Source organism: Sphingomonas sp. (assembly GCF_041661825.1).
Lineage (GTDB): Bacteria > Pseudomonadota > Alphaproteobacteria > Sphingomonadales > Sphingomonadaceae > Sphingomonas.
The window spans coordinates 1169564-1194265 of the sequence record NZ_JBAZTU010000002.1; the positions used below are offsets into that span (position 1 = coordinate 1169564).

At 65.4% G+C, this 24702-nt stretch carries 33 protein-coding genes and 1 pseudogene; 18 read left to right on the top strand and 16 right to left on the bottom strand.

Translation table 11 applies throughout. From position 1 onward, the window contains the following. Positions 1–8: 8 nt before the first annotated feature. Positions 9–653, bottom strand: a complete 645-nt coding sequence (locus WC729_RS12725; protein ID WP_372853211.1) for a dihydrofolate reductase family protein — start codon at positions 651–653, stop codon at positions 9–11. Between the two features lie 76 nt (positions 654–729). Here WC729_RS12725 and WC729_RS12730 point away from each other — a divergent pair, with 76 nt between their 5' ends. Beyond that, positions 730–1227 (top strand): winged helix-turn-helix transcriptional regulator, encoded by a 498-nt coding sequence (locus WC729_RS12730; RefSeq protein ID WP_372853213.1) that lies wholly within the window; start codon positions 730–732, stop codon positions 1225–1227. Between the two features lie 147 nt (positions 1228–1374). Here WC729_RS12730 and WC729_RS12735 read toward each other — a convergent pair whose 3' ends face one another. Beyond that, entirely contained in the window at positions 1375–1923 is a 549-nt protein-coding gene (locus WC729_RS12735) for a hypothetical protein (RefSeq protein WP_372853215.1), read from the bottom strand. A gap of 124 nt (positions 1924–2047) precedes the next feature. Here WC729_RS12735 and WC729_RS12740 point away from each other — a divergent pair, with 124 nt between their 5' ends. From WC729_RS12740 to WC729_RS12755, 4 genes are all read left to right on the top strand, one after another. Further along, positions 2048–2713 (top strand): response regulator, encoded by a 666-nt coding sequence (locus tag WC729_RS12740; RefSeq protein ID WP_372853217.1) that lies wholly within the window; start codon positions 2048–2050, stop codon positions 2711–2713. Then, complete coding sequence (locus WC729_RS12745) at positions 2710–4074, top strand: sensor histidine kinase (protein ID WP_372853219.1); 1365 nt, start codon at positions 2710–2712, stop codon at positions 4072–4074. Before WC729_RS12740 ends, WC729_RS12745 begins: the two co-directional genes overlap by 4 nt. Positions 4075–4489: 415 nt before the next feature. Continuing rightward, entirely contained in the window at positions 4490–6430 is a 1941-nt protein-coding gene (locus tag WC729_RS12750; protein WP_372853221.1) for a ribonucleoside-diphosphate reductase subunit alpha, read from the top strand. 213 nt (positions 6431–6643) lie between these two features. Further along, positions 6644–7132 (top strand): endonuclease domain-containing protein, encoded by a 489-nt coding sequence (locus WC729_RS12755; protein ID WP_372853223.1) that lies wholly within the window; start codon positions 6644–6646, stop codon positions 7130–7132. Positions 7133–7134: 2 nt separating this feature from the next. Here the strand turns inward: WC729_RS12755 and WC729_RS12760 are convergent, their stop codons facing one another. Next, positions 7135–7377, bottom strand: coding sequence for a DUF2171 domain-containing protein (locus WC729_RS12760; RefSeq protein WP_372853225.1), 243 nt, complete (start codon positions 7375–7377; stop codon positions 7135–7137). 92 nt (positions 7378–7469) lie between these two features. Between WC729_RS12760 and WC729_RS12765 the strand changes: the two genes are divergently transcribed. The 7 genes from WC729_RS12765 to WC729_RS12795 all read left to right on the top strand — a co-directional run bounded on the left by WC729_RS12765 (position 7470) and on the right by WC729_RS12795 (position 10910). Continuing rightward, positions 7470–7661 carry a hypothetical protein gene (locus WC729_RS12765; RefSeq protein ID WP_372853226.1) on the top strand — a complete coding sequence of 64 codons (192 nt, stop codon included), beginning with the start codon at positions 7470–7472 and terminating at the stop codon, positions 7659–7661. Beyond that, complete coding sequence (locus WC729_RS12770) at positions 7658–7969, top strand: hypothetical protein (protein WP_372853228.1); 312 nt, start codon at positions 7658–7660, stop codon at positions 7967–7969. The genes WC729_RS12765 and WC729_RS12770 overlap by 4 nt, the downstream gene beginning before the upstream one ends. Next, entirely contained in the window at positions 7966–8160 is a 195-nt protein-coding gene (locus WC729_RS12775) for a hypothetical protein (protein WP_372853230.1), read from the top strand. Before WC729_RS12770 ends, WC729_RS12775 begins: the two co-directional genes overlap by 4 nt. Continuing rightward, positions 8157–8651 carry a hypothetical protein gene (locus tag WC729_RS12780; RefSeq protein WP_372853232.1) on the top strand — a complete coding sequence of 165 codons (495 nt, stop codon included), beginning with the start codon at positions 8157–8159 and terminating at the stop codon, positions 8649–8651. The genes WC729_RS12775 and WC729_RS12780 overlap by 4 nt, the downstream gene beginning before the upstream one ends. Beyond that, positions 8648–8893 carry a hypothetical protein gene (locus WC729_RS12785; RefSeq protein ID WP_372853234.1) on the top strand — a complete coding sequence of 82 codons (246 nt, stop codon included), beginning with the start codon at positions 8648–8650 and terminating at the stop codon, positions 8891–8893. The genes WC729_RS12780 and WC729_RS12785 overlap by 4 nt, the downstream gene beginning before the upstream one ends. Before the next feature lie 27 nt (positions 8894–8920). Beyond that, positions 8921–9985 carry a ribonucleotide-diphosphate reductase subunit beta gene (locus tag WC729_RS12790; RefSeq protein ID WP_372853236.1) on the top strand — a complete coding sequence of 355 codons (1065 nt, stop codon included), beginning with the start codon at positions 8921–8923 and terminating at the stop codon, positions 9983–9985. 541 nt (positions 9986–10526) lie between these two features. Next, positions 10527–10910, top strand: coding sequence for a hypothetical protein (locus WC729_RS12795; RefSeq protein ID WP_372853238.1), 384 nt, complete (start codon positions 10527–10529; stop codon positions 10908–10910). 96 nt (positions 10911–11006) lie between these two features. Here the strand turns inward: WC729_RS12795 and WC729_RS12800 are convergent, their stop codons facing one another. The 3 genes from WC729_RS12800 to WC729_RS12810 form a co-directional block, all read right to left on the bottom strand. Then, positions 11007–11606, bottom strand: a complete 600-nt coding sequence (locus WC729_RS12800; RefSeq protein WP_372853240.1) for a hypothetical protein — start codon at positions 11604–11606, stop codon at positions 11007–11009. Positions 11607–11647: 41 nt separating this feature from the next. Continuing rightward, on the bottom strand, positions 11648–11887 hold the full coding sequence (locus WC729_RS12805) for a hypothetical protein (protein ID WP_372853242.1): 240 nt from the start codon (positions 11885–11887) through the stop codon (positions 11648–11650). 65 nt (positions 11888–11952) lie between these two features. After that, positions 11953–12831, bottom strand: coding sequence for an alpha/beta hydrolase family protein (locus tag WC729_RS12810; protein ID WP_372853244.1), 879 nt, complete (start codon positions 12829–12831; stop codon positions 11953–11955). 348 nt (positions 12832–13179) lie between these two features. On the opposite strand from WC729_RS12810, the gene WC729_RS12815 reads away from it, so the two are divergent. Then, positions 13180–13464: a barstar family protein gene (locus tag WC729_RS12815; RefSeq protein WP_372853246.1), complete on the top strand. Its 285-nt coding sequence runs from the start codon at positions 13180–13182 to the stop codon at positions 13462–13464. 133 nt (positions 13465–13597) lie between these two features. Continuing rightward, positions 13598–15532 carry a hypothetical protein gene (locus tag WC729_RS12820; protein WP_372853248.1) on the top strand — a complete coding sequence of 645 codons (1935 nt, stop codon included), beginning with the start codon at positions 13598–13600 and terminating at the stop codon, positions 15530–15532. Between the two features lie 13 nt (positions 15533–15545). Here WC729_RS12820 and WC729_RS12825 read toward each other — a convergent pair whose 3' ends face one another. Then, positions 15546–15902, bottom strand: coding sequence for a hypothetical protein (locus WC729_RS12825; RefSeq protein WP_372853250.1), 357 nt, complete (start codon positions 15900–15902; stop codon positions 15546–15548). 182 nt (positions 15903–16084) lie between these two features. Here WC729_RS12825 and WC729_RS12830 point away from each other — a divergent pair, with 182 nt between their 5' ends. Then, positions 16085–17263 (top strand): glycosyltransferase, encoded by a 1179-nt coding sequence (locus WC729_RS12830; protein ID WP_372853252.1) that lies wholly within the window; start codon positions 16085–16087, stop codon positions 17261–17263. Here the strand turns inward: WC729_RS12830 and WC729_RS12835 are convergent. The 3 genes from WC729_RS12835 to WC729_RS12845 form a co-directional block, all read right to left on the bottom strand. After that, a complete protein-coding gene (locus WC729_RS12835) occupies positions 17202–17645 on the bottom strand; it encodes a hypothetical protein (protein ID WP_372853254.1) in 444 nt (147 codons plus the stop codon). The genes WC729_RS12830 and WC729_RS12835 overlap by 62 nt on opposite strands. A 23-nt stretch (positions 17646–17668) precedes the next feature. Continuing rightward, a complete protein-coding gene (locus tag WC729_RS12840; RefSeq protein WP_372853256.1) occupies positions 17669–17998 on the bottom strand; it encodes a hypothetical protein in 330 nt (109 codons plus the stop codon). 108 nt (positions 17999–18106) lie between these two features. Further along, the gene (locus tag WC729_RS12845; RefSeq protein ID WP_372853258.1) at positions 18107–19114 is read right to left on the bottom strand and encodes a hypothetical protein; all 1008 of its coding nucleotides are present in this window, start codon (positions 19112–19114) and stop codon (positions 18107–18109) included. 125 nt (positions 19115–19239) lie between these two features. On the opposite strand from WC729_RS12845, the gene WC729_RS12850 reads away from it, so the two are divergent. Next, on the top strand, positions 19240–19596 hold the full coding sequence (locus WC729_RS12850; protein WP_372853260.1) for an excalibur calcium-binding domain-containing protein: 357 nt from the start codon (positions 19240–19242) through the stop codon (positions 19594–19596). Positions 19597–19663: 67 nt separating this feature from the next. Continuing rightward, a complete protein-coding gene (locus tag WC729_RS12855) occupies positions 19664–20374 on the top strand; it encodes a methyltransferase domain-containing protein (protein WP_372853262.1) in 711 nt (236 codons plus the stop codon). A 9-nt stretch (positions 20375–20383) separates the two neighbouring features. On the opposite strand, the gene WC729_RS12860 is transcribed toward WC729_RS12855, so the two are convergent. After that, a complete protein-coding gene (locus WC729_RS12860; protein WP_372853264.1) occupies positions 20384–20833 on the bottom strand; it encodes a hypothetical protein in 450 nt (149 codons plus the stop codon). A 134-nt stretch (positions 20834–20967) separates the two neighbouring features. Between WC729_RS12860 and WC729_RS12865 the strand changes: the two genes are divergently transcribed. Then, positions 20968–21636, top strand: coding sequence for a DUF4893 domain-containing protein (locus WC729_RS12865; RefSeq protein ID WP_372853266.1), 669 nt, complete (start codon positions 20968–20970; stop codon positions 21634–21636). Positions 21637–21687: 51 nt separating this feature from the next. On the opposite strand, the gene WC729_RS12870 is transcribed toward WC729_RS12865, so the two are convergent. The 5 genes and pseudogenes from WC729_RS12870 to WC729_RS12890 all read right to left on the bottom strand — a co-directional run. Next, the gene (locus WC729_RS12870; protein WP_372853268.1) at positions 21688–22254 is read right to left on the bottom strand and encodes an opacity protein; all 567 of its coding nucleotides are present in this window, start codon (positions 22252–22254) and stop codon (positions 21688–21690) included. 233 nt (positions 22255–22487) lie between these two features. Beyond that, positions 22488–23405, bottom strand: coding sequence for a hypothetical protein (locus tag WC729_RS12875; protein WP_372853270.1), 918 nt, complete (start codon positions 23403–23405; stop codon positions 22488–22490). A 155-nt stretch (positions 23406–23560) separates the two neighbouring features. After that, the gene (locus WC729_RS12880; RefSeq protein ID WP_372853272.1) at positions 23561–23968 is read right to left on the bottom strand and encodes a CHRD domain-containing protein; all 408 of its coding nucleotides are present in this window, start codon (positions 23966–23968) and stop codon (positions 23561–23563) included. Between the two features lie 130 nt (positions 23969–24098). Next, positions 24099–24350, bottom strand: coding sequence for a hypothetical protein (locus WC729_RS12885; protein WP_372853274.1), 252 nt, complete (start codon positions 24348–24350; stop codon positions 24099–24101). 122 nt (positions 24351–24472) lie between these two features. Next, a pseudogene (locus WC729_RS12890) lies at positions 24473–24702 on the bottom strand (1-deoxy-D-xylulose-5-phosphate synthase); the annotation flags it as partial.

Genomic DNA, 24702 nt, shown 5'->3' on the forward strand with positions numbered 1-24702 from the left:
GTCTCTCCTTATTGCTTCGTCAGCACGATATGCGTGGCGTTCTCGCCCAGGACCTGCTGGCCCACGGTATAGCCGAGCGCCGGCAGATCGAGCCCGGCGAACAGCGGTTCGCCCTTGCCCAGCACCACGGGCGAAATCGCCAGATGCGCTTCGTCGATCGCCCCGAGAGTCAGATACTCCCGGATCGTCGCGGCGCCGCCGCCGATGCGGATATCACGGTCGCCCGCCGCCTCGCGTGCCAGCCGCAACGCCTCCTCGGCCCCGTCAGTGACGAAATGGAAGACGGTGCCGCCGTTCATCTCGATCGGCGCGCGGGCATAATGGGTGAGGACGAACACCGGGCAATGATAAGGCGGCGTGTCGCCCCACCACCCTTTCCAGCCGTCATCGGACCAGTCGCCGCGGCTGTGCGCGAACATGTTGCGGCCCATGATCCAGGCGCCCAGGCCCTCCATCGACCGGGCGGCAAAACCTTCGTCGATACCGACCGATCCGCCTTCCTCGCCGAACATGGTGCGAAAGGTCCTGGTGGCGAAAGCCCATCCATGAAGCTCCTCGCCACGCACACCCAAGGGATTTGCCAGGCTCTGCTCGGTACCTGCGCCGAACCCGTCCACCGAAATCGAATACGCGTTTACGCGAACCCTGGTCATCATCCTCTCCTTGCAAACCGCTTGCGAATCAAAACTGGTTGCCTTTTAGCGAACTGCTCCTACATTGCAACCAGTCATGACGATCCATATCGAAGATCCACGATCGGGCTGTCCGATCAACCTCACCATCCAGGCGCTGGGCGATCGCTGGAGCCTGATCGTCATCCGCGACATCATGTTCGGCAATCGCCGGCATTTCCGCGAGCTGCTCGGCGCGTCGGAAGAAGGCATCGCCTCGAACATCCTCGCCGACCGTCTGAAGAAGCTGGTCGCGGCGGGTTTCCTCGCCATCACGGACGACCCCAGCCACAAGCAGAAGCATTTCTACAGCCTGACCGAGCCGGCGATCCAGCTCGTGCCGCTGATGGCGCAGCTCGGCGCCTGGGGGCGGCGGCATCTGCCGGTCACGCCCGACCTGGCGATCCGCGCGCAATTGCTGGAGGAAGGCGGGCCGGCAATGTGGGCGGATTTCATGGACGAGCTGCGCACCGTGCATCTCGGCACGCCGCCGACCGGCCGGCCCAGCGTCGCGATGCAGCTTCAGGCGGCCTATGAGGCGATCAAGGGGGCTTAAACTTCGGCCTGCCCCCACCACTACCGTCACCCCGGACTTGTTCCAGGGTCCATCCGTCCGCGAGCGCCGCGGCCGACTAACCGCGCTGCGCCTCGCCGCAGAATGGATGCCGGAACAAGTCCGGCATGACGGAGGAGAGGTTGGTGATTACCCCGCGCTGTTGCCGACCGGTGCCGGAACAGCCGGCGCTGCAGCAGCAGACGGCGGCGGACCATCGGGACCGTCACGATCCGGCCCATCGCGACCAGGCCCATCCGCCCCACCATGACGTCCGCCGTGACCACCACGCCCATGCCCCATCGGCCCAAGCGCCGTCACCTTGCCGTCGGCGCCGACCAGGAACGACGCGCGCAACACGCCGCCCCGGTTCCAGCCCTGCACCGTCACCGAGCTTCCGGCCGTAACCAGCGAGTCGGATCGCGGCCCGCCCTCCACCATTGTACGCCCGCTGGCGTCCGCCAGGATGAAGTTCGATCCGTACACCTCCCCCACCTTGCCGCGCACGGTGACAAGGCCCTCGCCGGCCTTGAGCGAGGCGATCGCGACAGGGTTGATCGGCGCGACCTCGATCGAGGGGCCCGCCATGCGCGCCGCGGTTGCACCCACCGCACCGCCCGCACCGAGCAGGGCGATGGCGGCAAGCGTGGTGCGAAGCGACGGCTTGCGGGCGGGTTTTGCGGCGATGTCTTCGGTCATTCGGTTTCACTCCATGGGTTTCGACTGAAGCCGTGATAGCGGTGCGTGCCCACGCCCCGCTGAACCTCCCCGTTCAGTTTCGGTTTAAGGACCAAGCCTAGCGCGGTGACGGAAAGGAGCCCCGATGCGCATCTTGCTGGTCGAGGACGATTCGGCGCTCGCCGACGGTATTGCCCGGGCATTGCGCGCCGAGAATTTCGCGGTCGATATCGCCGGCAATGGCGAGGACGGCGCGCATCTCGGCGATACCGGCCTCTATGACGCCGCCGTGCTCGACCTTGGCCTGCCGGTGAAGCCGGGCATTGCGGTGCTGCAGGAGTGGCGCGCCGCCGGGCGCGGCCTGCCGGTGCTGATCCTCACTGCGCGCGACGGCTGGTCCGACAAGGTCGAGGGCTTCCGCGCCGGCGCCGACGATTATCTGACCAAGCCGTTCCGTGTGGAGGAGCTGGTCATGCGCCTGCGCGCGCTGATCCGCCGCGCCGCCGGCCATTCCGCCGCCTTGATCGCCTGCGGTCCGCTGCGCTTCGATGCGCAGACCGGCCAGTTCGAGCTCGACCGCCTGCCGCTGCGCCTCACCGCGCTCGAATGGCGCGTGCTCTCCGCGCTGATGCTGCGCAAGGAAGCCGTGATCGACCGGCTCGACCTGCTCGAACACGCTTATGAGAGCGATGCCGATCCCGATTCCAACTCGCTCGAAGTGATCATTGGCCGGTTGCGGCGGAAAATCGGCCGCGACCTGATCGAGACGGTGCGCGGCCGCGGCTATCGCCTGACCGAGGCGTTGCCATGAGGCTGATGCCGCGCTCGCTGTTCGGCCGGCTCGCCGCCCTGGCGGCGCTGGCGACGATCGCCGCGCTCGCCTTCGCCGCGCTGGCGATCGGCGCAGTGCTGGAGCGCTTCGTCATGCAGGGCCTCGACCAGCGGCTCGACGCCCAGGTCGCGCTGCTCGCCACCGCGGTCGGCCCGGACGGCACGGTGGATCGATCGCGCATCGTCTCGCCCGCGCCGTTCGACCGGGCCGGTTCGGGCTGGGGCTGGCGGATCGACGCACCCGCCGGCACCCTCGCCTCGGCCGACCTGCCTCAGATCGAGCAGCCCCCGCTCGTCGATCTGCGCGGCCACCGCCACCGTCGGCACGAGGAAGGCGAACCGCAGCCGCTCGACTGGCGCGATGCGAAGGGCGGCGCGCGTCATGCCCGCAGCCTCACCGTGCCGACCAGCGCCGGCCCGGTCCGCATCGCCGCCTCCGCGCCGCGCGAGATCGTCGAGCGGCCGCTGCGTGCCGCCATGACGCCATTGCTCGGCTCGCTTGCTCTGCTCGGCCTGGCGCTTGGCGCGGCAACGCTGGTCCAGCTTCGCCTCGGCCTGCGCCCGCTTGCCACCCTGAGGGAATCGCTCGCCCGGGTTCGCACGGGCCAGGCGGAGGCCGTCCCCGCCGACCAGCCTGCCGAACTCAAGCCGCTCGCCGATGAACTCAACGCCCTGCTCGCCGAGAATGCCGCCGCGCTCGCCAATGCCCGCGGCCATGTCGCGAACCTCGCGCACGGCCTGAAGACCCCGCTCGCCGCGCTTGCGCTGCGCCTGGACGAGCAGGGCCGCGACCCGGACGGCGCGATGGCGGCGGAGGTTGCGCGCATCGACCGCTCGATCCGCCACCATCTCGGCCGCGCCCGCGCCGACGCGTCGGGCGGGACGCGACGCCGCACCCCGCTGGAACCAGCGATCGACGGCGTCGCCGGGGCGCTCGCGCGGATCCATGCCGACCGTGCCATCGCCTTCACCCGCTCGGTGCCGCCCGGCCTGGCCCTGGCGATCGACCCGCAGGATCTGGACGAGCTGCTCGGCAACCTGCTCGACAATGCCTGGCGCTGGGCGGCCAGCCGAATCGCCCTGACGGCCGAGCCCGACGCGACCGGCCGCGCCCGAATCACGATCGAGGATGACGGCCCCGGCATCCCCACCGAAGACCGCGCCGAGGCGCTGCGCCCGGGCCGCCGACTCGACGAGCGCGGCGACGGGCACGGTTTCGGCCTGTCGATCGTGCGCGAGCTGGCGGAACTCCATGGCGGCACCCTGGCGCTGGAGGCGGCACCGGGCAGCGGGCTACGCGCGATCGTCGCGTTGCCGATGGCCGCGCCCGGCCCATTGTGAAAATTTAGTCATGTTCAGTGTTCGTTCTCTTGCCTTTCACGAACCCCGCAGAACTCCGCGCGTCGCTGCACTGCACCGTTTCGTCGATGCCATGAACCGACTCAAATTAGCGACGAACCGAGTCTCCTAACTGTCATTTACCGTCTTGCGTCCCCGCCGGAATGGGCACAATCTGTTGGGGTTGAGTTCGGGGGCGAACCCAAGAACTGGTAGAACGACAACCGCGACCCCATATTGCGGCATGCTTCCACCCTGCACCCTGTGGTGCGGGCACGGCATAATTCGTTCTCCTTGGGCGCCCTCGAAAATGGTATCATGGGGGTTCGCCCCCGATTCGAACGGACCGGGAACGCCAGCGGCAAATGCCAAGGCAAACCAGTCGTGTATGTTTGATGGAAAAAGCAGGGGCAGAGCGATGGATTTCAGAGATACCCAGGAGGCAAGCGTAAATATGGCCACCGACACGATCGAAGCCGCCACGAGCGCGCCTGTCGACACCTCCAGCAAGAATGGGGGGGCGAAGCGCAAGCTGGCGACCCGCGGCGATTCGAAGGAAGTGAAGCAGCAGCTCTATCCGGTCGAGGTCGATCATTCGCGCGATGCGCTGCTCACCGATTTCGGCAAGGACACGCTGAACGACCGCTATCTGCTCCCGGGCGAGCGCTATCAGGACCTGTTCGTGCGCGTGGCCTCGGCCTATGCCGACGATGCCGCGCATGCGCAGCGCATCTATGACTATATCTCGCGCCTGTGGTTCATGCCGGCGACGCCCGTTCTCTCGAACGGCGGCACCGGACGCGGCCTGCCCATCTCCTGCTTCCTCAACTCGGTGCCCGACAGCCTGAACGGCATCGTCGACACCTGGAACGAGAATGTCTGGCTCGCCTCGCGCGGCGGCGGCATCGGCACCTATTGGGGTAACGTCCGCGGCATCGGCGAGCCGGTCGGCCTGAACGGCAAGACCAGCGGCATCATCCCGTTCGTCCGTGTGATGGATTCGCTTACCCTGGCGATCAGCCAGGGCAGCCTGCGCCGCGGGTCGGCCGCGGTCTATCTCGACATCTCGCATCCCGAGATCGAGGAATTCCTCGAGATCCGCAAACCCTCGGGCGATTTCAACCGCAAGGCGCTGAACCTCCACCACGGCGTGCTGATCACCGATGCCTTCATGGAAGCAGTCCGCAACGGCGAGGAATGGACCCTCACCAGCCCCAAGGACGGCTCGGCCCGCGCCACGGTCGACGCGCGCTCGCTGTTCCAGAAGCTGGTCGAGACTCGCCTCTCGACGGGCGAGCCCTACATCGTCTTCTCGGATCATGTGAACAAGGCGATGCCCAAGCATCACCGCGATCTCGGCCTCAAGGTCTCGACTTCGAACCTGTGCTCGGAAATCACGCTCCCGACCGGCAAGGACCATCTCGGTAACGATCGCACCGCGGTCTGCTGCCTGTCCTCGCTCAACTTCGAGACCTGGGATCAGTGGAAGGGCGAGAAGGGCTTTATCGAGGACGTGATGCGTTTCCTCGACAATGTCCTGCAGGATTTCATCGACCGCGCCGAGCCGGGCATGGAGCATGCCGCCTATTCGGCGATGCGCGAGCGCTCGGTCGGCCTCGGCGTGATGGGCTTCCACAGTTTCTTGCAGGCCCGCGGCCTCGCCTTCGAAGGCGCGATGGCCAAGAGCTGGAACCTGAAGATGTTCAAGCACATCAAGGCCCAGGTCGACGAAGCATCGATGCAGCTCGCGATCGAGCGCGGCCCCTGCCCCGACGCGGCCGACATGGGCGTGATGGAGCGGTTCAGCTGCAAGATGGCGATCGCGCCGACCGCGTCGATCAGCATCATCTGCGGCGGCACCAGCGCCTGCATCGAGCCGATCCCGGCGAACGTCTATACTCACAAGACGCTCTCGGGCTCCTGGTCGATCCGCAACCCGTATCTGGAAAAGCTGCTCATCGAGAAGTCGAAGAACTCGGATGCGGTGTGGAACTCGATCCTCGAACAGGGCGGTTCGGTGCAGCATCTCGATTTCCTCACCCAGGAGGAGAAGGACTGCTACAAGACCAGCTTCGAGATCGACCAGCGCTGGCTGATCGAGCTCGCCGCGGACCGCACGCCCTATATCGACCAGTCGGCCTCGCTGAACCTGTTCATCCCGGCCGATGTCGAGAAATGGGACCTGCTGATGCTCCACTTCCGCGCGTGGGAGCTGGGCATCAAGTCGCTTTATTACCTCCGCTCGAAGAGCATCCAGCGCGCGGGCTTCGCCGGGGGCGTGGAGGCCGACAACACGATCGACCTGCGCGAGATCCAGGTCGAGTCGAAGGACTATGACGAGTGTCTGGCTTGTCAGTGAGGTGTTGCGTCTAGATCGCCCTCACCCTCCCGCGCCTTCGGCGCTCCTTCCCTCTCCCGCGGGGAGAGGGATTGGGAACGCACACTTAAAACCCCTCTCCCAGCGGGAGAGGAGCATTGGGTCGGCCATGCCCCCGGCATGGCCTGAACAGCGCGGGGCGCTGTTCACCCAGTGCTGGCCCGCGCGGCGCAGCCGCGTGGGAGGGTGAGGGTGATGCGCAACTACCGCACCCTCCCCTCAGGCAGCGTCGACCGCGCCAGGGAATTACGCAAGAACGCGACGGAGGCCGAAAAACGCCTGCGCCGCGCGTTACGCGAAGCCTTCCCGACAGCGAAATTCCGCTATCAGGTCCCGCTCGGCCCGTATTTCGCTGATTTCCTGAGCTTCGGCCTGAAGCTGATCGTCGAAGTCGATGGCGGCCAGCACAGCGAGGCCGCGACCTATGATGCGGCGCGAACGCGCTTCCTCGAAGGCGAGGGCTATACGGTCCTGCGCTTCTGGAACAACGATGTGCTGGCAAATACAAGCGGCATCATCGCCCAAATCTCCCTCTCCTTGCAGGAGGGGGAGGGAGCCCCGAAGGGGCGGAAGGGTGAGATTGAGCCGCAAGCGATGCGTACCCAGTCGCCCTCACCCTCCCACTCAGCTTCGCTGAGCGGGCCCCTCCCTCTCCCGCTGGGAGAGGGAAAGGTGGCGCGATGACCCTACGCCTCTTCCTCGAACGTCACGGCGACGTCGGCGTTCGCCGACAGCCGCACCTGATCGCCCTCGACATCGGCCACCAGGCCGAGCGGGATGAAATGATGGTGCCCTTCATGGCTGCCGGTGCCGCTGTCGGCCTTGGTCAGCTTGATGCGGCCTTCCTGGACATGGTCGACCGTGCCGACATGGACGCCGTCCGCGCCGATGACTTCCATATGTTCCTTGATTGCGCTTGCGTCGGCCATGAGCATATCTCCTTCGTTACGGATGCGGGCTCACAACGCGCCCGAAGCCGATTCGATGCAAGCCCGAAGGCGCGATTCCGGGAGGCTCAGCCATGTTGGTGACGATCGCCTGTTTCTGCGTGTTCCTCGGCGTGCTGGTGACGCTGATCTCCAGCCGCGAGGCGAAGAAGGATTCGCTCGGCCAGCGCATTCCGCCCGAACAGGCGAAGATCGCGGCGCTGGTGTTGTTCGTCGTCGGCGTCGGCCTGTTTGCCTATTCGCTCTATCTGCGGACCTTCGCATGAGCCGCGCCCATATCCCCTATCTACGCCTCCTCGCTGCGCTGGCGCTCGCCGCGAGCCTGTCGGCCTGCGCGCATCAGATCGCGTCCTCCGTGCAGCCCGCCGCGCCCGGCTTCCTGCTCGGCCTGTGGCACGGCTTCATCTTCCCCGTCGCGTGGATCCTGTCGCTCTTCATGCCCGACGTCGCGGTCTATGCCGTGCCCAACAATGGCGGCTGGTATGATTTCGGCTATTTCATCGGGATCGTCTTCCTCGGCGTCGGGTCGCACCGCGGATCGAAGACGGTCTATACGAACCGGCAGCGCGGATGACCCGCGCGCCGCTCATCATGACCGCGGTCGCCGCGGCCGCCGGCATCGGCGGACTGGTCGTGTTCACGCGGCCGGCACGCAGCGAGGGCGCGGTTTATGGCCGCCGCATCGCCGGCACCATGCTGATCGCGCTGGCGCTGCTGCTGGGGCGCTTCGCCTGGGCGCTGGATTCATGGGGGGCGGGATCGTGAGCACGCCGACCTTCCTTGCCATCGCCGTGGCGTGCGGCGGCGGCGTCTTTGCGCTGATGATGATCATCGGCAAGCTGGCCGAACCGCTGGGCGCGCTGCACCGCCATTGGCTGGAACGCCGCCATCACCGCCGTCTGGCGCGCGGCAACGACAGCTATTTCGAAGAGTTGCGCTCCATCGAATCCGCGCTTGCCCGAGAGAATCCGACCCGGGGCAAGATCGGCACGCTGGACTACGCACTGGGCCTGCTCTTTGCGGTCGTCGTCGGTACGCAGGTCCTCACCTGGTTCGTACCGGAAACCGAACGTCCCGGCTGGACCGAGCATGTGGGCACCTCGATCTTCATTCTGCTCGGGATTCAAATGACAACGGGTAACGCTGGTCTTACCGGAGCGCCGACACGCGCTACTCGGCTCATCGGCCTCGCCTGGATCGCCTTCTTTTCCTTCTTCCTCATCCTGGACCTCTCCAAAATGGGAGGCGCATCATGAGCCACTGGTCGACCGGCGACTGGTTCTCGGGCGCGCTCGATCTCGCGCTGCTCGGCTGCGGGGTCTATTATCTCGTCTTCGGCGCGAAGCTGCGCGAGCGCCGCGCCCGCACGCACGAGGCGGGGCTGGCCGACGGGTCGCTCGACGTCAGGACGGTGAAACCGCCGCCCGATTATTTCCGCCTGGGGATCGTCCTCACCATCGCTGGTGCCGGACTCCTCTACCTCAATTTCTTCCGCTAAAAACCGCGTAACTGTAAGGATCCGCCCATGTCCCTCCTCGAAGCCCGCAAGCAGTACAAGCCGTTCGAATACCCCTGGGCGTTCGATTTCTGGAAGCGTCAGCAGCAGATCCACTGGATGCCTGAGGAAGTGCCGCTCGGCGAGGATTGCCGCGACTGGGCGCAGAAGCTCAGCGACCATGAGCGCAACCTGCTCACCCAGATCTTCCGCTTCTTCACTCAGGCGGATGTCGAGGTGCAGGATTGCTATCACGAGAAATATGGCCGCATCTTCAAGCCGACCGAGATCAAGATGATGCTCGCTGCCTTCTCCAACATGGAGACGGTGCACATCGCGGCGTACAGCCATCTGCTCGACACCATCGGCATGCCCGAGAGCGAATATGGCGCCTTCCTCGAATATAGCGAGATGAAGGACAAGCACGATTACCTGCAGGGCTTCGGCGTCGACACCGACGAGGATATCGCCAAGACCCTGGCGATGTTCGGCGGCTTCACCGAGGGGCTTCAGCTCTTCGCCAGCTTCGCGATGCTGATGAACTTCCCGCGCTTCAACAAGATGAAGGGCATGGGCCAGATCGTGTCGTGGAGCGTCCGCGACGAGAGCCTGCACTGCGAGGGCATCATCAAGCTGTTCCACGCCTTCTGCAAGGAGCGCGACTGCCTGACCAAGTCGGTCAAGGCCGACATCCGCGACATGTGCCACCACACCGTCGGGCTCGAGGACAATTTCATCGATCTCGCCTTCGAGATGGGCCCGGTCAACGGCATGACCGCCGAGGAGATCAAGCGCTATATCCGCTACATCGCCGACTGGCGGCTGGGCCAGCTCGGCCTGAAGCCGATGTTCCTGATCAAGGAGCACCCCCTGCCCTGGCTCGCCCCGCTGCTCAACGGCGTGGAGCACGCCAATTTCTTCGAACAGCGCGCGACGGAATATTCCAAGGCCGCGACGCGCGGGAACTGGAACGAGGTTTGGGACGGCTTCGACAAGCGGCAAAAGGCTAAGGGCGGCAAGGCGGCGAATGAGGATGCCGGGGATGCAACTGGCGGCGGGGATATGTTCTCGCAGGCTGGTGTGGCGGCGGAGTGAGGGGAGCGTCGGACGAGGACGATGACATGGCTACTAAGCTCTAACAGCGGCCCAGCGGTCGCATTAATCAGCTTGGTTATCAGCGTCCTCTCGACGGCAGCCACCCTAATAGGTCTGTATTTTACATTCATCCAAGCGAGACGTGCGGGAACTGCCGCTAATCTCGCGCGAGACGCCGTGGCCGAATTTAAATCCAGATCTTTGCGACATGATGCGTCGAGAGACATATCTGAAGCAAATTACGCATTGGATGCGACCAAGCGCCATCTAAACAATGGCGCTTGGAAGGACGCAGTCGATAGTTATGAGGATGCGCGGAGAGCTATAATCCGATTGGAAGTGGGGTTATCTACCCTACCAACTAACCTTAGAAATTCCCTTCGACAAATGGCAGCGCAAATGGGAAGTTTTTGCGATAGGGTAGATGCCGCCCTGTCAGACAAGGGAACTCTTCCCGACCCATCCAAAATAAAAGCAGTCATCCGAAGAAACTACGAAATATTGACCAACATCCTTAGACATATCGAAGAAGGTTCGTAACATGTCGGACGAGCTAGAAAAATATGAAGCCCTTGTTAAGAAGCTTTATGAAAAGACAATCAGCAATAGCCTCACGTGGTCAATGGACAACTGGTCCAATTCCGTTGTAACAAACCTTCCGGGTTACCAGATTAAATTGGATTTCGGCCAGAACGACGAAGGCGAGTCCCTTGAGGTCATTTCAATCGTTGACAGCAATAGCAACAGTATCGATGCTTTTAACGATTCCGATCTTTCTAGCCGAAAAACCAATATGGATGACTATCCAACGTACTGGAAACTGATGCAAAAACTACGGAATATTGCGACCCGCAAGGCTCGTGGCGCAGATAAGGCTCTTGATAATATACTGCAAGCGCTTGATGAGGGCGATGTTCCGTTTTAATTTTAAAGAATTACGGTGAGATACGGCGCCAGTTTACTTAAGTTACAGTTACAGTTTAACAATTAGCACCACCTCACGAACCATGGATCAGCAAAGCTACCCTTTAGCGCCGTCATCGCAGTCGCAGGGAATAGGCCGCGCGTCGCTGATCCAGTCGAGCCCGATACGGCCTTGGCGCACATCGATCCGCACGCAATTCCCCACCTTCGCAAACGCCTCCCGCGCCTCGGTCACTCGTAGGTCCGCCGTCCAGCCCGAGTTCAATTCACGCAGCTTTAAGCTCTGAATCGGCGTGACGGCGGGCGGAATATGCGTGACCTCGAGGGCGGTCACGATCATATCGTGCCTGCGGACTTCATGGACTCCATAGCCATTGGCCCAGGCAATGAAGGCAAGCGGCCAGATCGCCAGCATCATGCCGGTTGTAGTGAACCAAACGACCTTCGCGACATCCCGTGGCACGAGCGAAAGCCCATCCGTCCTGGACAATCTGCGCACCATCACGACCACGAACAGCGACGCGCCACCCACCATGATCCAATGGCCGTTCACGAAATCGGTCTGGATTCCGCCCGGCGCATAGGAAAGCGGGATGAACGTCACTGACGCCGCCACAGCGATCGCCAAGGCGACCACCAACGTCCATGCAACGCCCCGCAAGACCCAAAATACCAAGTCGCGCAATCGACGCGCCATATGCTTGATCCTAGTGCGCCGGGAACTAGGGTGACGCGCTCCTAAATTCCCCAGCGCTCTCGGGCCTGTCTTACGCGAAAGAACAGTCCCACGGCGAATAGCGGAATCAAGAAAAGGAAAGCGGCTGGCTCCCGGGTTACCCCAACCACCAGGGCGAAACCCAGCAGAACCGCTACGCAGAGATCGATGGCGGTCTGGAGCATCGCATCTGATCGCTCTCCCGCAGACATGGCGGCGTAACGCACCTGTGCCGTAGTCAACCAATAGAACAGCTTGTTCATTCTCTCACCCCCAAGATTCGATCGGGCCCAGATGATTGGACTATAGTTTACCGGGCTTCCAAACGTCACTGCCCCAACCCCGCCAGCCACCGGATGATCTCGCTCTCCAGCCGGATGCGCCGGTCGGACCAGCTATGGTCGGTCGCGACATGCAGGGTCGTCAGCCTGGTGCCCCCAGCCGCCTTCACCGCGGCGGCCAGTCGGTCGGCCTCCGGCGCAAGGCCGTCGTCGGAGGTCAGCACGAACAGGTTGGTGCCGATCAGGCGGGGTCCGGCCTTCACGAAATCGAACGCGTCGGCATGGGCGATCGCTTCGTCCGCCATGATCGCGCCGCTCGTATCGGCCAGCGCCTCCAGGCCGTTGGCGGTGAAGAAGCCCGCCGCGGTGTCGCGCGGCATATGGCCGAGGAAGCCGATATTGCCGGGCGAGATCAGCGCGGCGCCGAGCAGTGCCGGATCATGCGCTGCGGTCAGCGCCGTCACCCAGCCGCCCAGGCTGTGCCCGACCATCGCGATGCGCTTCGGGTCGATGCCAAGGCTCGCGGCATTGGCCGGTATGCGCAGCCAGGCCAATACGGCATCGGCATCCGCCAGGTCGTTGGCGAAGCGATAACTGCCGGGGCTCCCCCAAGAGCCGCGATAGTTGAAGGTGATCACCGTCCAGCCGGCGCGCCGCATCGCCTGGGCGAGATCGAGATTCTTCTCGTTGCCGGGCAGGCCGTGGCACAGCAGCACCACCGGATGCGGCCCTGGCCCCGCCGCGACATAAGCGAGCCCGTTGATCGCCACGCCACCGCTCGGGATATGCAGCACCTCCATCCGCGCAGGGTTCGCCGGATCGCGCGCCGGATCGGTGAAGATCGCCGCCGGCACCTCCTGCGCCGCGGCTGCTTGCACCATCGGAGCGGTGGCCAGCGCGGCCATTGCGATGATCCAGTTTTTCATCGGATTTCCCCCTTCATGACATGGTCGACCACCTGACATTTTCACCTATATCATTGAAAAACATAGATAAATACCATGTCGAGCGAGATTTCGAAAATGTCAGCAACCCTACTGACATTTCCAACAGCCACCCCCCCATTCAATAGTTGAGCCCGCTCACTGCACAAAACGCGAAAATGTCAGCGATCCTACTGACATTTCCAACGATCGCCCTCGATTCAACGGTCGCGCCCGAATTGGTATTGAGGCTCCCGGCGGAACTCCACATCCCGCTTGTTTCTCATCGTTGCAACCAGACTATCGGGCGGTCAATTGCGGCCGTCCGAATGCAATGGCAGTGTATGCTCCATGAAGGAAATCCTGCTCGATAGCGCTGCCTGGCACTCGGCCGAGGATTTCTTCCACGCGTTACTGTCTGAACTCGATGCGCCGGGTTGGCATGGGCACAATCTGAATGCGCTGTATGACAGCCTGTCGGGCGGGATCAACGAAGTGGAGCCGCCCTTCAGGGTCATCGTCCAAAACGCTGCGCACCTCTCGGGCGACATGGTTTCGTTCCTCGCGGGAGTTTCCGCCGTTTTCGCCGATGCGCGGCGAGAGTTCAGGGTGGATGTCGCGTTTGAGGTAATCTGAATCCGCTCTCGCGCTGCGTCACGCGCCAGCCGACCGCCCGAAAACCGCCACTTCCGGCCGCATGAGCGTTCATGCGATAGCCATTCCATGATCCGTACGGCCATCGCGGGGGATCGACGCCGGAAAGGGAAGCATGACCCCCGCACGCCAGAGCCCTGCTCGCCCGACCGATCTGCTGAAATTCGGCGCGGTCGCCAACGGCCCGGCATCGAGCACCACCGCCACCTCCGCCGCGCTCAATGCGTTCGGCAAATGGGCCCGCGCTGAATCGGCGGAGGGTCGGGCGGTGCATGTCACGGTGCCGCCGGGCGTCTATCATTTCGACCAGACCGTCGCCACGGACTGCTTCAAGGGCATCTCGACCCTGGTCTTCGACGCGCACGGCGCGACCTTCCTGCAGACCTCGCCCACCGGCTTTCCCTGGCCGGTCGGCTGCGACACGGTGCTCTATCGCAACATCGTCAACCCGATGATCCGCGCGGCGAAGAAGGGCGACACAAGGGTGGTCGTGGCAACCCCGGCGGACCTGCGCCACTACGCCCCCGGCGAGATCGTGATGATCGCCGGCGAGGATATCCAGTTTGGCGGCTATCCGCCGAATTTCTACCGTTTCGATTTCGTCCGTATCAGGGCGGTCGATCCGCGTTCCGGCGTGCTGACCTTCGATGCCCCGCTCAGCCATGATTACCGGCCGGATTTCGCCTCCTATCCGGCGCAGAACAAATGGGGCGGATCGCGCGTCTACAAGCTCGATCGCAACGGCTTCACCTGGGATATCGACCACAGCTTTCTCGGGCTTACCTGCCGCCACGCGGGCACGGCGCACAGCAACTACATTCTGGCGATGGGGCGCAAGGTCACCTTCCGCGACTGCGACACGCCCGGCTTCGCCGAAAGCGTCTGCGAGGAGTTCCTCGCCGAACGCTGCGTGGAGCGCGTGCATAGCGAGCCCGACAAGCTGGTGAAGCGGTCCGTCCGCCGCGGCGGGCGCCTGCTCGCCGGCATCGGGATGCAAAGCGCGAGCGTCGATCAGGTCAGCCTCGAAGACTGCCGGATCGCCTTGCTCGGCATCGGCGGAAAGAGCCTGCATGTCTCCAATTGCGACATCGCCAGAATGGGCTTCTACGGGGCGCTCGGCTTCAACGACGAGACGATCTTCGAGAATTGCCGGATCGCCCAGGCGCAATATTGCTACCCCTTCATGCCGACCGGCAGCCGCTACAATCGCGTCGACGGTACCAATGTCACCTATGCGAACGGCGTCTTCACCGTCCGGAAGAACGACGTTTCAGGGCTCGAGCAGGGCGGCGGGCTGGCGAACTGGAACATGCTGCCGGGCCAGCCGCTGTCCTTTTGCCGCGGACGGCCGGGCGACGCCACGCAGAACGGCTCGCACGTCGCCGGCGATCTCGGCGCGGGCGTGGTCCTCTCGGTCGTGGATCGCCCCGGGGCCATTCTGATCCGCACAACGCTGAAATCGGCCGGCGTGCCCGCCTGGTCGTCGGGCCAGGTCTTCGTGAAACGCCGCAACGCCCCGGTCTTCCGCAACTGCACCGGCGCCGAACCGGTCCGGCTCGCTGCCGAGGCGGCCAGGGCCGGCAAGGATTTCGGCGCCTATTTCCGCTATCTCCTCACCGCGAAGACGATCGCGCAGGGCCCGGTGCTGGAGGGGCGGACGGGCCGCTTGGTGCGGCTCTATGCGAACGTCATCAAGCCGATGACCGGAACGCCCGGCGCCGTGCTCACCCTTGGGGAAATGAGCGCCTACCGCGCCAGCACCATGGCATCGCCTGCGCATTTCCAGATCGACATCGACCTGACCCTCGCGGGCAAGCGGGACTTCACTGTGGCCGCCCTGCGTGGCGGCATGGGCAGGGACCGGGTCATATATGACGGCCGTCCCCAGCCGCGCCTGCCCGCCGATCTGTGGTGCGACAACGGCATGCCCAATCTGTTCTGCACCGGCGCGCCCTTTACGAAGAACCCCGCCGCCGCGCCGGTGATCGAGCTGATCTTCGAATTCGATGTGGGGATGCTCGCGCGGCGGACGGTGATCGGGCGGGGCTGATACCCTGCTCCGGTCACCCGACGGCCAGCAGCGGGATCGTCGATGGCGGATCCTGGAACAACCATTCCTCGGCCTCCGCCATGGTGCCGAACATCTGGGTGCCGTCATAAGGGAGAATCCGCCGGGTCTGCGTGCCTATGGGCGAATCGCCGCGCACCACCGCGATGCGGGCCGCCTTGATCGCCGAAAAGTCGACGATGTACTGGAACGCCCGCACGACGTCCTGCGGCTGGATGATGCAGGCGGTCGCGTCGACCAGCAGGAGGAAGCTGCCGGTCCGCCAGCCTCTCGCCATCACCATCGCCTGCTGCTGTTGCGACAGGTCGCCGACGTCATCGGCCGACAGCAGGCCGGAAAGCTCGATGCTCATCAGGCGTCTCGGCCTGTCGATGGTGATCTTGAACAAGGCTTCGCCCTTTCGATCGTGGCGAGCGAGACCCTGACCGAGCGGCTGATGCGGAGATAGGCGGGGTTATACCTAAGCGCCGTTACCCGCGTTCCCGGCGCAAACGGCGATTGTCGCCCGGCCTCGTTTGTTGCAGCCTCCCGCAAATGCCCGCCCCCGATCCGGCCAGCGTCCTCCTGGTCACCCTGCTGGATCCCGACGCCCCGCCCGGCGGGCGGGAGCTGTTGTGCCGGCTCAATGCCCGGGCGCTGATGGGCGTGTTCGACGAGTCCCTGACGGTGCACCGGCTGGCGAGACGATCAAACCCCAGCCTGATCCACGCGGTGCGCGGACAGCCCGGGCTCGACCCACTGGAAACCGCGCGCGTCGTCGCCCGCGTCGGCGAGGTTGCCGCGGGGCAGGTGTTCGTGGACGGCTCGAGCCTCGGGCATCTGGTCGCGCCGATCAAACGCGCCTTTGCGCAGGTCCGGGTGGTGACCTTCTTCCACAATGTCGAGGCGCGCTTCTTCCTGGGCGCTGCCCGGGCGAAGCGGACCGCCCTTTCCCTCGCGCTTCTCGCCGCGAACTATGCCGCGGAGCGCAAGGCGGTGCGCCACAGCGACGTGATCGTCTGCCTGTCGAGACGCGATAGCGAGACGCTGCGGCGGCTGTACGGTCGCGGCGCCGATTATCTGTCGCCCATGGCGCTGGACGACGCCCTCCCCTCTCGACCGGCGATTGCGCCATGCCGGGAGCGGTATCTGCTGTTCGTCGGCGGCGCCTTTTACGCGAACCGGCGCGGGATCGAGTGGTTCGCGCGCGCGGTGGCGCCCCGGTCGCCGCTGCCGACCATGATCGTCGGTCAGGGCATGGAAGTGCTGCAGCGGGAATTTGGCTCATCTCCCAATATCCGGATCGTCGGCGCCGTGGACGATCTCGCCCCCTGGTATCTCGGCGCGCAGTGCGTGGTCGCACCGATCTTCGACGGGTCGGGCATGAAGACCAAGGTCGCCGAGGCGCTGATGTTCGGCAAGCGCGTCATCGGCACAGTCGAGGCCTTTTCGGGCTATGCCTCCGATGTCGTGTCGGCCGGATGGCTGGCCCGGGACGCGCCCGGCTTCCTCGCAGCGATCGATGACGCAGCGAAGGCCGATCTGCCGGCGTTCGATCCCGCCGTGCGTGCATTGTACGACGCTTCACATTCCCTCGCCGCCGCGACGCGACGCATGCTGGAGATCATGCTGCCGGCACCGTCCAATCGGCCGGAACCGCAGCGATCGCCGATCACCGGGCCTCCGGCATCCTTGGGCTCGCTTGCTCCCGCCGTGCGACCCGGAATGCGATGAGCCGGCCCGCCACCAGCGCCCATTCGGACAGATCGTCCGGCATCCAGGATACCGCCGCTTCGTCGAGGCCCAGCAATGCCAGCACCCGGTCCAGCGTGGCGCGGTGCCCCATCGCCGCGGCCTCGCCACCATCGATGGCGACCACGGTCCCATAAAGGGGATGGCCGTTCAGGCCTTCGACCAGTTCCCTGATCAGGACCGGCGTTTCGGCCGGTCCGAGAGCGAAGCCGGTGGCCCAGCCAAGCCCGTCCTCCTCCCATCGCTCGAGCTCGACGCCGAGGCGGCGGGCGAGTTCGGGCGCACGACAGGTGATCGTCGCCAGGTCCCAGTCCAGCCCGCTGGGAAAGCGGAAGTCGCGAAGCTGCTCGATGCCGGCGCTCATGTCCCCGCCCCTCTTTTTCGATGCTAGGCCGCGTCCTGCGCGCGTTCCCGCCGCTTGATCTTGCGGATCTCGGCCAGCTGCCCCTGCACGATGTCGAGCGCGTCCTGCTCCTCGGCGCTCAGCCCCTTCGGGTCGACCCGCCGGATCAGCACCTCCAGCGCATCGCCGATCCGGCCAAGCTGGCGGCCATAGCTGCCGACTTCGTCCAGAACGTCCTGCTCGATATCCGGCCTTGGCGTCGCGCCGAGATCGATGTTGATGAAGCCGAACTGCGCGCCCTGCTGGTAGAAGCTCATCGGGTTGATCGCCTGCCACAGCTGTTCGGGTGCCAGGGAGAATTGGAACGACTTCATGCGGTGCCTCCATCGCAAGATCGGAGAGCAGGGTAACCCGGATTTGCCGCAGCGCGGCATAACTTGCGACGAAAGTCCGACGAGCGGTGCGGACCGCCTCTGAACCCGTCAGTTCAGGTCGACAACGACGATCTCGTCGTCAGTCACAGCAGCGAAGCGCGGCTTGGTTGGATGCGCCGCCAGCAAGGGGCAATCATGGACGATCCCACGCCGCTCCGCAGCGCCGGGCGCTGCCCTGACGCTGATATCGGGCCACACCAATGGCGCATCCCGCCCCGGTGCCCACCAGTGCGGATGACCGTTCTCGACATAGAGCACACCGCCCGCGCAGGGAGACAAGGACGCGCCAGTGTTCCACGCGCTCGACCGGCTAAGCCACTCACCCGCGCCGACATCCCTCACGCCGGAACAGGGCGGCCCCTTATGCTCCGGCTCATCGAGATACTCGCCGTCGGGATCGGTGGTCACCAGCAGCTGCGACGAGTTCAACCAGCACGCAGCACCGACTTCGCCCTCGTTCGGTGAGCCCGTGACGTCGCCAAAGGGCCTCTCCATCCGGTCGAGCGAGCGCGGATCGCGCAGCGCCCGCTCGACATCGAACAGGCAGAAACCGTTCCAGGGCTGCCATACCCAACCGGCGGAGAGCAGGAAGCGACCATCCGGGCTGAAGCTCAACCGCGAATGGAAAAAGTCCTGCGCCTTGCCTTCGCGCCGGGTCAGGCGTTCGCCGTCGTCAAGCGTCTCGATCTCGATGACGTTATATTGATCCGGGCAATGAGCGATCACCTCGCGACCATCCGGCAAGCGACCCAGCGCGACCGGATAGGCAAACGCATCGGCCTGGTAGTAGCTGCGGTCGATCTCGCGCAGAATCTCCCCCTCGCGCAGGATCAGGCCCTTGGTCCCCCGCTCGCAGAAGATCGCGGCATAAAGGCCCGAGGAGGACATGAGCGCCCGATCGAACACATAGCCATAAAGCATGGCCGGACCGTCCTGGTTGCCATCGGACAGCCAGCGCCGGCCGCCTGCGACCCAATCGACCAGATCGTCGCCCGACCAGACCAGCGATTCCGGCCTCCACGTGAACGGCAAGCGCTTGATTCGAACGTCGGCCATGCGGGCGCCTTAGAAGGCCGGCCCGCCGATTGCACGCCCCGTGCCATGCTCCGATTGCTCCGGATCGGTGCCGGTTGCTGCCGCGGCGTCACCCTTCATCAACCATCCGGCTGCATTCTCGCACGATGGATCGCGGCTTCCTGATCGGCACGGCTCTCGCCTCGGCGCTGACCTTTGGCGGCGTGCTGTTCCTGACCGCGCCTGCCGCCAGCACTGGTCCTTCCGCTGCTGCCGCCCCCTCCGTCCCGCTCGCTGACCTCCCCGCGCCCGCCCCGGACCCGGCGATGGAAGACGCGGCGGACGCCCCCACGTCGGACGTCTATTACGCGAACTGCGACGCAGCGCGCGCCGCCGGTGTGGCGCCAATCTATCGCGGTCGGCCCGGCTATCGCGAAGAAATGGACGGCGACAGCGACGGCATCGCCTGTGAGCCGTATCGCGGAATGCACGGAATCAGAGTGCCGCGCCGCGCTCGCTGGTAGCGTTGGGCACCAGACCCTCGATGTTCTAGGACGGCGCACCCGATCGATCGGGCGGCAAGGGGGCATGGTGACTGACGGGTGGACTGAATCGGCAACGGCCTGGATTGCCGACATGGGCGATGCCGGCGACTTCGGCCGCGCCTGCGTGCTCGACCGGCCGATGCAGGCGCGAGTCGAGGCGGGGCGCTTCGCCGCCGCGCTGGATGTCGGCTGCGGCGAGGGGCGCTTCTGCCGCATGCTCCGTACACGCGGCATTTCAACGATCGGGATCGACCCCACCGAGGCGCTGATCGAGCATGCGCGGCGCAAGGACCGGGGCGGCGACTATCGCATCGGCCGCGCAGAAACCCTCGATTTCGCCGACGAGTCCTTCGATCTGGTCGTCAGCTATCTGTCGCTGATCGACATTCCCGATATCGCCACCGCCATTGCCGAGATGGCGCGGGTGCTACGGCCCGGCGGGTCGCTGCTGATCGCAAACCTCACCAGCTTCAACACTGCTGGCCAGGGCGAAGGATGGACGCGCGACTGGAAGGGCCACGCCCGCTTCTCGATCGACCATTATCTCGAGGAAAGGGCCGATTGGGTCGCCTGGCGCGGCATCCGCATCCGCAACTGGCACCGGCCGCTCGAAAGCTACATGACGCTGCTGCTCGAACAGGGGCTGCTGCTCCGGCACTTCACCGAGCCTTCGCCCTATGGCGGCGAGCCCGAGATGATCGCCCGCTATCGCCGCGTGCCCTGGTTCCTGATCATGGAGTGGCAAAAGCCCGGTTGAGCGACGGCCTTAGAGACGCTGCCAGACCGCCTTCACCGGGGATCCGAGCATCTCCTCGACGGCGCCGCGCTGCGCATCGGCGATCGACGGCGCCCCGGGGTTGGCCACCTCGAGCGCGAAGCTGCCGAACGCTGCCGGCCATACATAGACAAGGTCGTTGAGCGAGGTCCGCGTCTTGCAGCACGGCGTGGTGACGGAAAGGTCCCGGAAGCCGCCGGCATGGGCCGAATCCATTGCGTCGCCCCACCAGTCCATCAGGTCCGCGCCGCACGCCGGGCAGGCGATGCTCTCGGTGTTCCCGCCAGCGTCGAAGAACACCACACCCGGTTCGGCCTCTGCCCTCACCCCGTTCGAGCGCGGGAAGAAGCCGGTCAGCAGCCGGACCGCTGCCTCCGCCGCATCCTGGGTGGGGCGGTAATCGGGATCGGACGGTACCAGGCGAAGGTAGGTGTCGGACATGGTTCACCTTCTCTCGAAATGGAGTTCGGCATTGCAGTCATAACGGCTTATTTTCCGTCAACCACGGCAACGCACCCCTCCTTAAACCGCCGCCGATCATGTAGATGGAGGTTGTCCATCCCGGGGGAAGAATCATGCGCCGCGACGCTCGCCTCTTCCTGCTCCTGCTTGCCGCTGCTCTCGGCGGTTGCGCGTCCACGCAGGCGCGCAGGCCCACCGCGATCGTCGAGCTGCCCCCGCCGCCCGACAAGCAATGGCAGCGCCTGATCGTTGCCGAGGATGCGGATCGGCTCGGCGCCTTCGCCACGCTCTGGTCGGCCGCGCTCGCCGCAGCCAAGCCGCGCTTCGCGAGCGCGCTGGCGCGGGAAGGCGCGTTGCTCGATCCCGGCCGCGCGCTCGCCCATCCCGCGCTGCCGCCCGGGTCCTATCGCTGCCGTGTGGTGAAGCTCGGCGGAGAAGGCCGGCGCGTGCCCGCCTATCGCACCTTTCCCGCAACCTTCTGCTATGTCGGTGGCGAGAGCGAGGGCCAGTCGTTCACCAAGCAGACCGGCACCGAACGGCCTTCGGGCTGGCTCTATCCGGATGACGGCAACCGCTTCGTCTTTCTCGGCGCCTATGGTCTGGGCGACGCCAGGGCACCGATTTACGGCGCCGTGCCCGCCCAGAGCGCGCTGGGCGTGGTGGAGCGCATTGGCCCGTTCCGCTGGCGGCTGACTCTGGCGCCGTCCGACAAATCTGCGCTGCTGACCGTCTATGAGGTCATCCCCGTGCCGGCCGAGTTCCAGCTCGCCGAGGGGAAATAGCCCAATGCAAAGGGCGGGCGCGGCCATCGCCGCACCCGCCCTCTCCTCAGCTTAGAAGCCCTTCACGAGCCCCGCCATCGGCCGCACGCTGTGTGCGGAGCCGAAGGTGTTGACCTCGCCGCGCACACGGATGCCGCTCTTGCTGCCGACCTCGACGCCCGCGCCATAGGTCATCGCGTGATAGTCGCGGCTGTTGTCGCCGAACTTGTCGAAATTGACCCACTGATAGCCGACCTTGCCGTAGAACAGGCCATTCTGGCCCGCACGCACGCCGACCCGGCCAGCCGCGCCATATTCCCAGTCGATATCGCCCGAGACGCCCTTGGCGGCATTGCCCTCGGCTCCGACGAACAGCGGCCCGACGACGTTCAGATTGACGCCCGCGACGCCCTGGACGAGCGAGCCGTTCAGCCGGTCATGGCGGTTCGGCGACTGCGGGATGCCCGCGTTGCGCTCGTTATCGAACTGCTCCCAGCCGCCCGTCACGCCGACATAGGGCTCGATCCGCGAAGACCGGGCGCCGTCCGATGCGGAGTCCGCCTGTCCATTATCCTGCGCGAAGGCGGGGACGGCGACGAATGCGGCCGCCGCGGCGGTCACGATGAAAAGCTTACGCATGGTGTACACCTTTGTTGTTACTCCCCGGCTGCCGGACGCCTCGCGCATGCCGACATCGCCGAGGTCCGTCCCAACCCCTCAATCCGGGAGCCGTTGCACCACGGGGCAAATAAGCCCGGCCCAGGCCGATAATGCGGCTTTCGGGCAACGGTTTCTGTCGCTCCGATGAACGAAACGTGGCGTAAATCAGTCATTTTCAGGCAGTTGCAGGGCGAAGTTAAACGGCGCGCGACTCAGCGACGACCGTGGCCGCAAGCGGTCTCCCCGATGCAGATGAGCTGGTCATAGCCTGATCGCGGACCAATCGCGTGCGCTGCCAACGCCGCTGGGGTCAGCGCCCGGAGATCGAGCCCGCGCCACGAGACCAGGCGCCCGATATGGCCGAGCCACGCGTTCAGCCACCCCCGCGCGGGCGCACCGCTGACGCGCAGGCCGACCGGATGATAGTCGCTTGCCGTCAGCGTCGGCCCGAACTGCCGCGCGACCGCGCGCACCCAACGCGGCGTCTCCGGGCCGGGCGGCAGATGCGGCACGGGATCGGATGGCACCTCGTAGCGCAGGCAAGCGATCCGCGTCGCCGCATAGTGCCGCGCGAAGGCGCCGTTGCCGGCGCGCGCCGCCGCGATCGTCGCCACGCTGAGGGGCATGTCGCCCCATTCGGGCAGCTGGCTCGCGCGCCACGCCGCAAGATTCGCCAGCGCTCCGCCCTTGCTGTGCCCGGTCAGGAACAGATGCCGCTGCGCCCGCCCGTCCATCAGATTGCGCACCAGCAGGCCGCGCACCAGGCTCAGCACGCCGGGCGATCCCTCGGCATCGGCCCAGAGCCGGCGCATCGATTCGGCAAAGCCCAGATGCACGCCGCCGGGATAGTCTCGTGTCTCGACACAGACGGCCAGGCCGTCGTTCAGCCAGTCGAGCAGAGTCGCCCAGCCATCATGGCCACCATCGAACGCGATCGGCAGCGATCCGCGGAATGCCACCACCACGCCGTCCGGTACGCGGCCGACCAGCGCCTGGTCGATCGACCGGTGGCCGATGGGGCCGGCGCGGCGCACCACGACCGGCGGCTCGATCCAGCCGACGCGGCGGCGCTCCTCCGCGGTTTCGGGCTCATAGGCTTGCGACGACGCGTAGAGCAGCCGGCGTTTCATGCAGTCCTGCACAGACGATCCTCCAGATCGCCGTTCGACCATCCGGGCACCGCGCCCGCCATTCAGGCCAATCCCGCTAAGGGATTCCCGCAAAGGGCAAAAAACCGACCCCGGAATCGCTCCCGGGGCCAGTTTCCAATGCTCGAGTTCAGCTCTTATCTGGCGAGCTGACCCCGGATCGCGCCCCTCGGGAAGGTCGCGTTGTGGACGTTGACATAATAGTCGCCCGGGTTTGCGGCGATCGCGGCGGAAACCTCTGCGGTCACCGGCTTGCAGCCTTCGGAGCTGCCGCCGGTCGGCGGGTCGAACGGCACCACCACCGGGCCGGAAGCACCCGCGGCGCCCTTGTGGATATGCGCCATCGTCGCCGGATCGATGCCGGATACGGTGAGCTTGTAGCAAACCTCGTTCTTGTTGGTGTCGACCGTCACGGTTGCGGAACCCGTGCCGTCGGCGTCGGTGTCAGCGCTGCCCGCGAGCGTCGCCTTGAGCGAGACGGGATCGGCGGCGAGTGCGGGCGTCGCCGCCATCGCCGCTGCGAGGGTGAGCAGGATCAGTCGCATCGCGTTCTCCTAGATCGTCCATGCGCCCGGCCGGCGCGACACGCACCAGGCCGCCGCTATGACTGCGCGGTTGTGAGCCCGAGGCAATCGCCGGTCAATGTGGGAAGGCGCATGCTCGCGTCGGCTCGTCTCATCCGCGCGGCGGGCTCGGGGCTTCCGGCGGGGCGATGTCGACGCTGCTCATCAGCCGGTCGTAGCGCGAGCGGTCGGCATCGCTGATCCCGTGCGCGATCACCATGCCTGAGGTCGCACCGAGCGCGACGATAAGCCCGATGCGCAGCCATGGCCCACGCGGGCGCGCCTCTGGGTCGGGAACAGTGTTCCAGTCCCGCGCCCGCCGCTTGCGGACCTCCGTCCGGTGCCATTGATAATCGTGCGCCATCGCCCTCGCCTTTGTGCACGGGCGGTTTGTAGCGCGGGAATGGTAACCCGATTGCTAAGTTATGGCCCCAACTCGACGGAAAAATCCGCCAAGTTCAATCCGTTCGTCGCATTTCGGCGCGATCAGGCCCGCGCTTCCTCGACGACGCCGCCTGAGTTGTGTCGGAGTGCCTTGAGCACGGTATCGACGATGGCATCGGCATCGAGGCCTGCTTCGGCATATTGTTTCTCGGGCTTGTCCTGGTCCTGGAAGGTGTCGGGCAGGCGCATGGTGCGGATCTTGAGGCCCGCATCGACCAGCCCGGTGTCGCTGGCGAGGGTGAGCACATGCGCGCCGAGCCCGCCGATCGACC

Excerpts from the sequence above, each read along its gene's own strand:
- WC729_RS12725 (WP_372853211.1), bottom strand. The coding sequence starts at position 653 with ATGACCAGGGTTCGCGTAAACGCGTATTCGATTTCGGTGGACGGGTTC.
- WC729_RS12730 (WP_372853213.1), top strand. The coding sequence starts at position 730 with ATGACGATCCATATCGAAGATCCACGATCGGGCTGTCCGATCAACCTC.
- WC729_RS12735 (WP_372853215.1), bottom strand. The coding sequence starts at position 1,923 with ATGACCGAAGACATCGCCGCAAAACCCGCCCGCAAGCCGTCGCTTCGC.
- WC729_RS12740 (WP_372853217.1), top strand. The coding sequence starts at position 2,048 with ATGCGCATCTTGCTGGTCGAGGACGATTCGGCGCTCGCCGACGGTATT.
- WC729_RS12745 (WP_372853219.1), top strand. The coding sequence starts at position 2,710 with ATGAGGCTGATGCCGCGCTCGCTGTTCGGCCGGCTCGCCGCCCTGGCG.
- WC729_RS12750 (WP_372853221.1), top strand. The coding sequence starts at position 4,490 with ATGGATTTCAGAGATACCCAGGAGGCAAGCGTAAATATGGCCACCGAC.
- WC729_RS12755 (WP_372853223.1), top strand. The coding sequence starts at position 6,644 with ATGCGCAACTACCGCACCCTCCCCTCAGGCAGCGTCGACCGCGCCAGG.
- WC729_RS12760 (WP_372853225.1), bottom strand. The coding sequence starts at position 7,377 with ATGGCCGACGCAAGCGCAATCAAGGAACATATGGAAGTCATCGGCGCG.
- WC729_RS12765 (WP_372853226.1), top strand. The coding sequence starts at position 7,470 with ATGTTGGTGACGATCGCCTGTTTCTGCGTGTTCCTCGGCGTGCTGGTG.
- WC729_RS12770 (WP_372853228.1), top strand. The coding sequence starts at position 7,658 with ATGAGCCGCGCCCATATCCCCTATCTACGCCTCCTCGCTGCGCTGGCG.
- WC729_RS12775 (WP_372853230.1), top strand. The coding sequence starts at position 7,966 with ATGACCCGCGCGCCGCTCATCATGACCGCGGTCGCCGCGGCCGCCGGC.
- WC729_RS12785 (WP_372853234.1), top strand. The coding sequence starts at position 8,648 with ATGAGCCACTGGTCGACCGGCGACTGGTTCTCGGGCGCGCTCGATCTC.
- WC729_RS12790 (WP_372853236.1), top strand. The coding sequence starts at position 8,921 with ATGTCCCTCCTCGAAGCCCGCAAGCAGTACAAGCCGTTCGAATACCCC.
- WC729_RS12795 (WP_372853238.1), top strand. The coding sequence starts at position 10,527 with ATGTCGGACGAGCTAGAAAAATATGAAGCCCTTGTTAAGAAGCTTTAT.
- WC729_RS12800 (WP_372853240.1), bottom strand. The coding sequence starts at position 11,606 with ATGGCGCGTCGATTGCGCGACTTGGTATTTTGGGTCTTGCGGGGCGTT.
- WC729_RS12805 (WP_372853242.1), bottom strand. The coding sequence starts at position 11,887 with ATGAACAAGCTGTTCTATTGGTTGACTACGGCACAGGTGCGTTACGCC.
- WC729_RS12810 (WP_372853244.1), bottom strand. The coding sequence starts at position 12,831 with ATGAAAAACTGGATCATCGCAATGGCCGCGCTGGCCACCGCTCCGATG.
- WC729_RS12815 (WP_372853246.1), top strand. The coding sequence starts at position 13,180 with ATGAAGGAAATCCTGCTCGATAGCGCTGCCTGGCACTCGGCCGAGGAT.
- WC729_RS12820 (WP_372853248.1), top strand. The coding sequence starts at position 13,598 with ATGACCCCCGCACGCCAGAGCCCTGCTCGCCCGACCGATCTGCTGAAA.
- WC729_RS12825 (WP_372853250.1), bottom strand. The coding sequence starts at position 15,902 with ATGAGCATCGAGCTTTCCGGCCTGCTGTCGGCCGATGACGTCGGCGAC.
- WC729_RS12830 (WP_372853252.1), top strand. The coding sequence starts at position 16,085 with ATGCCCGCCCCCGATCCGGCCAGCGTCCTCCTGGTCACCCTGCTGGAT.
- WC729_RS12835 (WP_372853254.1), bottom strand. The coding sequence starts at position 17,645 with ATGAGCGCCGGCATCGAGCAGCTTCGCGACTTCCGCTTTCCCAGCGGG.
- WC729_RS12840 (WP_372853256.1), bottom strand. The coding sequence starts at position 17,998 with ATGAAGTCGTTCCAATTCTCCCTGGCACCCGAACAGCTGTGGCAGGCG.
- WC729_RS12845 (WP_372853258.1), bottom strand. The coding sequence starts at position 19,114 with ATGGCCGACGTTCGAATCAAGCGCTTGCCGTTCACGTGGAGGCCGGAA.
- WC729_RS12850 (WP_372853260.1), top strand. The coding sequence starts at position 19,240 with ATGGATCGCGGCTTCCTGATCGGCACGGCTCTCGCCTCGGCGCTGACC.
- WC729_RS12860 (WP_372853264.1), bottom strand. The coding sequence starts at position 20,833 with ATGTCCGACACCTACCTTCGCCTGGTACCGTCCGATCCCGATTACCGC.
- WC729_RS12865 (WP_372853266.1), top strand. The coding sequence starts at position 20,968 with ATGCGCCGCGACGCTCGCCTCTTCCTGCTCCTGCTTGCCGCTGCTCTC.
- WC729_RS12870 (WP_372853268.1), bottom strand. The coding sequence starts at position 22,254 with ATGCGTAAGCTTTTCATCGTGACCGCCGCGGCGGCCGCATTCGTCGCC.
- WC729_RS12875 (WP_372853270.1), bottom strand. The coding sequence starts at position 23,405 with ATGAAACGCCGGCTGCTCTACGCGTCGTCGCAAGCCTATGAGCCCGAA.
- WC729_RS12880 (WP_372853272.1), bottom strand. The coding sequence starts at position 23,968 with ATGCGACTGATCCTGCTCACCCTCGCAGCGGCGATGGCGGCGACGCCC.
- WC729_RS12885 (WP_372853274.1), bottom strand. The coding sequence starts at position 24,350 with ATGGCGCACGATTATCAATGGCACCGGACGGAGGTCCGCAAGCGGCGG.